The sequence below is a fragment of the Polaromonas sp. genome (assembly GCF_012927485.1).
Taxonomy (GTDB): domain Bacteria; phylum Pseudomonadota; class Gammaproteobacteria; order Burkholderiales; family Burkholderiaceae_C; genus Polaromonas.
Genome location: NZ_JABBPC010000026.1, coordinates 37,902 through 43,901, shown reverse-complemented (window position 1 = coordinate 43,901; position 6,000 = coordinate 37,902). Strand labels below are relative to the sequence as shown.

General features: G+C 55.0%; 9 protein-coding genes. 2 read left to right on the top strand and 7 right to left on the bottom strand.

Annotation, left to right across the window (positions count from 1 at the left end):
• From HHJ16_RS10250 to HHJ16_RS10220, 7 genes are all read right to left on the bottom strand, one after another.
• A partial coding sequence (locus tag HHJ16_RS10250) for a F0F1 ATP synthase subunit gamma (protein WP_293642601.1) occupies positions 1-333 on the bottom strand: 333 nt, incomplete at its 3' end.
• A gap of 47 nt (positions 334-380) precedes the next feature.
• Positions 381-1,934 (bottom strand): F0F1 ATP synthase subunit alpha, encoded by a 1,554-nt coding sequence (atpA, locus tag HHJ16_RS10245; protein WP_293642600.1) that lies wholly within the window; start codon positions 1,932-1,934, stop codon positions 381-383.
• Between the two features lie 60 nt (positions 1,935-1,994).
• The gene (locus HHJ16_RS10240; RefSeq protein ID WP_293642599.1) at positions 1,995-2,525 is read right to left on the bottom strand and encodes a F0F1 ATP synthase subunit delta; all 531 of its coding nucleotides are present in this window, start codon (positions 2,523-2,525) and stop codon (positions 1,995-1,997) included.
• Between the two features lie 12 nt (positions 2,526-2,537).
• The gene (locus HHJ16_RS10235; protein ID WP_293642597.1) at positions 2,538-3,008 is read right to left on the bottom strand and encodes a F0F1 ATP synthase subunit B; all 471 of its coding nucleotides are present in this window, start codon (positions 3,006-3,008) and stop codon (positions 2,538-2,540) included.
• A 35-nt stretch (positions 3,009-3,043) separates the two neighbouring features.
• On the bottom strand, positions 3,044-3,310 hold the full coding sequence (gene atpE / locus HHJ16_RS10230; protein ID WP_293642604.1) for a F0F1 ATP synthase subunit C: 267 nt from the start codon (positions 3,308-3,310) through the stop codon (positions 3,044-3,046).
• A 53-nt stretch (positions 3,311-3,363) separates the two neighbouring features.
• Positions 3,364-4,248 (bottom strand): F0F1 ATP synthase subunit A, encoded by an 885-nt coding sequence (gene atpB / locus HHJ16_RS10225; RefSeq protein ID WP_293642595.1) that lies wholly within the window; start codon positions 4,246-4,248, stop codon positions 3,364-3,366.
• Positions 4,249-4,250: 2 nt separating this feature from the next.
• Positions 4,251-4,778 carry an ATP synthase subunit I gene (locus tag HHJ16_RS10220; protein WP_293642593.1) on the bottom strand — a complete coding sequence of 176 codons (528 nt, stop codon included), beginning with the start codon at positions 4,776-4,778 and terminating at the stop codon, positions 4,251-4,253.
• 243 nt (positions 4,779-5,021) lie between these two features.
• Here HHJ16_RS10220 and HHJ16_RS10215 point away from each other — a divergent pair, with 243 nt between their 5' ends.
• Positions 5,022-5,468 (top strand): DUF4149 domain-containing protein, encoded by a 447-nt coding sequence (locus HHJ16_RS10215; RefSeq protein WP_293642592.1) that lies wholly within the window; start codon positions 5,022-5,024, stop codon positions 5,466-5,468.
• 96 nt (positions 5,469-5,564) lie between these two features.
• Positions 5,565-5,873, top strand: a complete 309-nt coding sequence (locus tag HHJ16_RS10210; RefSeq protein WP_293642591.1) for a DUF493 family protein — start codon at positions 5,565-5,567, stop codon at positions 5,871-5,873.
• Positions 5,874-6,000 lie beyond the last annotated feature (127 nt).

The window sequence follows — 6,000 nt, the reverse complement described above, 5'->3', positions numbered from 1 at the left end:
TTCTCCTGCGGCCTGCAACTCCTTGAGCTTGCCAGTCACCGCGCGAAGTATGTTGGTGTTCAACCCACCGCACAGCCCTTTGTCGGTCGTGACCACAATAAACCCGGTGGTCTTGGCCTCATTGGATTCCATGAACGCATGGGTGTATTCGGGGTTGGCCTGACTCAGGTTGGCCGTGATGTTCCGGATCTTATCGCTGTAAGGACGAGCGGCACGCATCCGCTCCTGGGCCTTGCGCATTTTGGACGCCGCCACCATTTCCATGGCCTTGGTGATCTTCCTGGTATTTTCTACCGATTTGATCTTGCCACGTATTTCCTTGCCTGCTGCCATATGGGTTCCTAATGGTTTCTAGAACGCTTGCGTCGATTCAGGCGAGCTCAGGCAAACGACTTCTTGAATGCAACCACCGCCGCGTTTAATTCCGCCTCAGCGTCCTTGTCCATGGCTTTGTTGGCTTCAAGTTTGGCCATCAGCGCGGCATTTTTATCTTTAAGCCAGGCATGCAAACCGTGCTCGAACGCCAACACCTTCTTGACCTCCACGTCGTCCATGAAGCCCTTATTCACCGCGAACAGCGTGGCACCCATGTTAGAAATAGACAAGGGTGAGTACTGGGCTTGCTTGAGCAGTTCGGTCACCCGAGCGCCGCGGTCCAGTTGCTTGCGGGTAGCCTCGTCCAAATCAGAGGCGAACTGCGCAAACGCCGCCAGTTCACGGTACTGCGCCAAATCGGTCCGGATACCGCCAGAAAGGTTTTTGATCAGCTTGGTCTGAGCAGCACCGCCGACCCGCGACACCGAGATACCGGCGTTGATGGCAGGACGGATACCGGCATTGAATAAGCTGGTTTCCAGGAAAATCTGGCCGTCGGTGATCGAAATAACGTTGGTCGGCACAAAAGCAGACACGTCACCGGCTTGGGTTTCAATAATCGGGAGTGCGGTCAACGAGCCAGTCTTGCCTTTGACGGCACCTTTGGTGAAGTCTTCAACATACTTCTCGTTGACGCGGGCCGCACGCTCGAGCAAACGGCTGTGCAGATAAAACACGTCGCCGGGGTAGGCTTCACGGCCAGGAGGACGGCGCAGAAGCAGCGATACCTGACGGTAAGCCACGGCCTGCTTCGACAAATCGTCATACACGATCAGCGCGTCTTGTCCGCGATCGCGGAAGTACTCGCCCATCGTGCAGCCCGAGTAGGCGCTGACATATTGCATAGCCGCCGATTCGGAGGCCGATGCCGCCACCACAATGGTGTACTCCATCGCACCGGCCTGCTCCAGCGAGCGCACCACGTTTTTGATCGAAGAGGCCTTTTGGCCGATCGCGACATAGACGCAAGAAACGCCTGTGCCCTTTTGGTTGATGATGGCGTCGATCGCCACGGCGGTCTTGCCGGTTTGTCGGTCACCGATGATCAGCTCGCGCTGGCCGCGGCCCACGGGCACCATGGAATCGATGGACTTCAATCCGGTTTGCAGAGGCTGGTCGACCGATTTACGGGCGATCACACCCGGTGCCACTTTTTCGATCACGTCAGTCAACTTGGCGTTGATGGGCCCTTTGCCGTCGATCGGCTGACCCAGCGCGTTGACCACGCGGCCAAGCAACTCGGGTCCGATTGGCACTTCCAGAATACGGCCCGTGCACTTGACGGTGTCGCCTTCAGCAATGTGTTCATATTCGCCCAGAATCACGGAACCCACCGAGTCGCGCTCGAGATTCAGTGCCAGGCCATAGGTCGGCGTCCCATCCGCAGTGGCGGGAAACTCCAGCATCTCGCCCTGCATCACATCGGACAAGCCGTGAATGCGAACGATGCCGTCCGCAACGGATACCACGGTACCCTGGTTACGGATGTCGGCATTGACTGTCAAGCCCTCGATTCGGCTCTTGATCAGTTCAGAAATTTCTGCGGGATTGAGTTGCATGACTCTTTCCTTCCTTCTATATTGTTGGCCAAAAACTCGATACAACGCCTAGGCGTCAGATCAAGAAATCAGCGCGACTTTCATTTGCTCTAAACGGGCCTTTATCGAAGTGTCCAGCACCTCGTCACCCACCACGACACGGACGCCGCCAATCAGGGCCGGTTCCAGTTCAACTTTGACATTGAGCTTGTGTCCAAAGCGCTTTTCTAGCGTTGCCGCCAAATCAGTCAGCGCGGCACCTTCAAGCGGAAAGGCGCTGTATACCGTGGCATCGGATGAGCCGCTCTGTGCATTTTTCAAGGCACGGAACTGATCGGCTATTTCCGGCACTACGCTGATACGACCGTTGTCTATAACGACACGCAGGAAGTTTTTCGCGGCTTCCGGCAACGTCGTTTTAACGACTCCGGAAATTACGTCAAACGCCTGCACCGCCGTCACACCGGGGTCCCCAACAAACTGCTGCAACTGCGCATTAGCAGCAATCGCTGCCAACTCGTCGAGCCAGGCAGCGGTGCCGCCCAAGTCGGACCCTGAAGCCTTGAACAAGGCTTCAGCATAAGGACGGGCAATGGTGGCTAGTTCGGCCATGTGTGTGCTCGCTTAAAGTTCGGTCTTCAAGCGACCCAGCAAGTCAGCGTGCACACCGGCATTGACTTCCTTGCGCAGAATCTGCTCGGCACCCTTGACGGCCAATGCGGCAACCTGCTCACGCAGAATCTCGCGGGCCTTGACGGTTTGCTGCTCAGCTTCGACCTTGGCAGCGGCAATGATTTTCGCCCCTTCTTCGGTTGCCTTGGATTTGGCGTCCTCAATCAGGGAGTGGGCGCGACGCTCGGCCTCGGCCAGACGCAGTGCCGACTCGTTCCGCGACGTCGCCAGTTCTGTTTCCACGCGCTTGTTGGCAACGGAAAGTTCAGACCTGGCTTTATCGGCGGCTGCAAGGCCGTCCGCGATCTTGCGGGCGCGTTCGTCCAATGCAGTTGTAATGGGCGGCCACACGAATTTCATCGTGAACAGCACCAGCAGTGCGAAGACGATGGCTTGCGCCACCAAGGTTCCATTAATGTTCACAGTACATCTCCCTCAACGAGGTGTTGCAGGAAGTCTTACTTGACCAGACGTGCAATTTGAGCCAGAAACGGGTTGGCCGTTGCAAACCACAAGGCAATACCGGTACCAATAATGAACGCAGCGTCAATCAGACCAGCCAACAAGAACATCTTGGTTTGCAATTCGCCCATGAGCTCGGGTTGACGAGCAGCCGCTTCCAGATACTTGCTACCCATGATGCCAATGCCGATACATGCGCCCAGCGCGCCCAAACCGATGATGAGGCCAGCAGCCAGAGCGACAAAACTAATAACTTCCATGATGACTCCTTAAAATACCAAAAAGAAACGAAAACAAAACTCAAACAAACAGCGCTTCAATGCGAGTCATGCGCCTGCCCGATATACACCAGGGCCAACATCATGAACACAAAGGCCTGAAGGGTAATGATCAGAATGTGGAACACAGCCCACGACCACCCCGCCACCACATGCAGCAGCAGCAGCATCAAACTGGCAGGCTGGAACGAGAATGCCCAAGCACCGCCGAGTAGCGCAATCAACATAAACACCAGCTCGCCGGCGTACATGTTGCCAAAAAGTCGCATGCCGTGAGACACCGTCTTGGCAACAAATTCGATCAGCTGCATTGCCAGGTTTATAACCCCCAGAATCAGTGCAAAAATCGGATTTTTGCTAGTGCCGAACGGAGCAGAAACCAGCTCGTGCGCCCAGCCGCCGATACCCTTGTTCTTGACGTTGTACACAAGACAAATTACCAGGACCGAAACCGACATACCCATGGTCACGGACAAATCAGCGGTTGGTACGCTGCGCAGGTAAGCATGACTTACATCGTGTCCGGTTGCACCGTAAATCAGTGCCCAAAGCTGAGGCAGTAAATCCAACGGCAACAAATCCATCGCGTTCAGAAGAAAAATCCAGACAAAGATCGTCAGCGCCAAAGGCGCCACAAGCTTGCGACTCTTGGCGTTGTGAACAATGCCCTTTGCCTCCCCTTCGACCATCTCAACCAGGATTTCAACCGCCGCCTGAAAACGACCGGGCACCCCGGACGTTGCGTTGCGCGCTGCCTTCCACAACAGCAAACAACCAATAACACCGATGAGAATGGAGAAAAATAACGAGTCGATATTGAAGACGGTGAAGTCAACAATTTCCGTTTGAGGTTTGTTTTGCCAGTGCGTCAGGTGGTGAACAATGTATTCACTGGCTGTCGGTGCTTGCTCTTCTGCGGACATATTCAACGCTTCCTAACTCTCAAATCTGTTGTACGTTTGGGGCGCAACCAAAGCGCCAGCCAATACATTTTCAAAGTTAACACCAAGCCCGCCAACATGGCCAGCCAACTCAAATCAGCAATCAATCGGGGCGCCGCGATCATCATCGCAACGCTCAAAGCAATTTTCACCGCCTCCCACACAAAAAAACCAAAACTAGCCGTTGCAGCATTCAAGGAGGAAAACTGACTTCTCAATCCCCGCGCGAACAACGCAGCAGGTATCACCACGACAAGCGCCCCGTAAAACGCGGACCAACCCACGCTTTGCCTTCCAGTCAAACCCCAGGCAACACACGCCCCCAGAATGCCGACCATCAACTGCCCCGCCAACACCGCCCAAGGAGAGACCAAAGGCTTCGCCTCACGAAGCCTTTGCGCTTCTTCACGCGTTAAGGGCTTGAAGTCCTCGTCCTTATCCTCCACCTGCACTTCCACCTTTACCGCTTGCACTCCACGCCGATTGATGGATTGATTGACCGAATTTGCCATTTTAGACGTCACAAATTACGGGAAAGTTACAGCGCAGTATTAGCAAAGCTTTTGATTATACGTAGAAACCCCATCGCGCTGATAGAACCCGGCATTTGAATTTAAGTACCGGTTGCTTCTGGCAAAAACACGCACCGGCAAGGTAGAAATCCTGGCTCGAGGCACGCCGGCATGCTGTGTCGTATACATTGTGAAATGTCGGTAGCGCGATAGCTGCCATCCCCAACCCACGAAAGATCGCCCATGTACAACTTGATGAAATTTCTTCACCTTGCTGCCGCCATCGTCTGGCTGGGCGGAATCACTTTTATGCTGTTCGCCCTTCGCCCTGCGGCCGCTGAACAGCTCGCGCCGCCGCAGCGCCTGCCACTAATCGCGCAGATTCTCCAGCGCTTTTTTACGGGGGTGTGGGGGACCATACTGGTTTTACTGCTGACGGGCCTGCCCATGTTGTTGGGTGTCGGAATGAAAAAGGCGCCTGCGGGCTGGCACCTGATGTTGGGCATCGGCCTGGTAATGTTCGCGCTTTTCGGTCATCTTTATTTCGGTCCGTTCCGCCGCTTAAAGCAGGCGGTCAGCGGTTCCGATTGGCTCGAGGGGAGTCGCCGCGTCGGGCAAATCGCCTCGTTGTCCCTGGTAAATCTGGCGCTCGGTGCCCTGGCCATTGCGGCTGTTATCTTTCTGGTCTAAGGAGAGATACGTTGAGTGCGCCCCACGAAAGCCAGCCCGGCCGAGGCGGTACAGGGGGTGCATTGCGTACCTGTAAACTAAACGAGAGCAATCGACATGAATTCCTCTTCTAAAAATCTTCCCGAGGCTACTGCTGAGACAGCTCGCGAAAACTCACTGATTGAGTACCCGTCGCAGTTCCCCATCAAGGTCATGGGCGTTAAGGTTGAGGGCCTGGTGCAGGCCATCACCGCTGTTGCTCATCATTTCGACCCGGCATTCAATGCCTCCACCATCGAGCTGCGTGAAAGCAAAGGCGGTAAATATTTGGGTGTCACCATTACCGTCACGGCTACCAGCCGCGAGCAACTTGACGAGCTCTACCGCACCCTCTCCACACACCCGATGGTCAAAGTTGTTTTGTAGCACCCTTTCACTAAAGACCCTGGCGCTCAGATTGCCCAGAAAGCTTGCGTTCGGCGCATCGAATCCCCTGTTATCTGTGTTGTTGGAACAGCCCGGAACGCCCAGCCAGAAGCTTATTCGAACAACT

Excerpts from the sequence above, each read along its gene's own strand:
- atpA (WP_293642600.1), bottom strand. The coding sequence starts at position 1,934 with ATGCAACTCAATCCCGCAGAAATTTCTGAACTGATCAAGAGCCGAATC.
- HHJ16_RS10240 (WP_293642599.1), bottom strand. The coding sequence starts at position 2,525 with ATGGCCGAACTAGCCACCATTGCCCGTCCTTATGCTGAAGCCTTGTTC.
- atpB (WP_293642595.1), bottom strand. The coding sequence starts at position 4,248 with ATGTCCGCAGAAGAGCAAGCACCGACAGCCAGTGAATACATTGTTCAC.
- HHJ16_RS10220 (WP_293642593.1), bottom strand. The coding sequence starts at position 4,778 with ATGGCAAATTCGGTCAATCAATCCATCAATCGGCGTGGAGTGCAAGCG.
- HHJ16_RS10215 (WP_293642592.1), top strand. The coding sequence starts at position 5,022 with ATGTACAACTTGATGAAATTTCTTCACCTTGCTGCCGCCATCGTCTGG.
- HHJ16_RS10210 (WP_293642591.1), top strand. The coding sequence starts at position 5,565 with ATGAATTCCTCTTCTAAAAATCTTCCCGAGGCTACTGCTGAGACAGCT.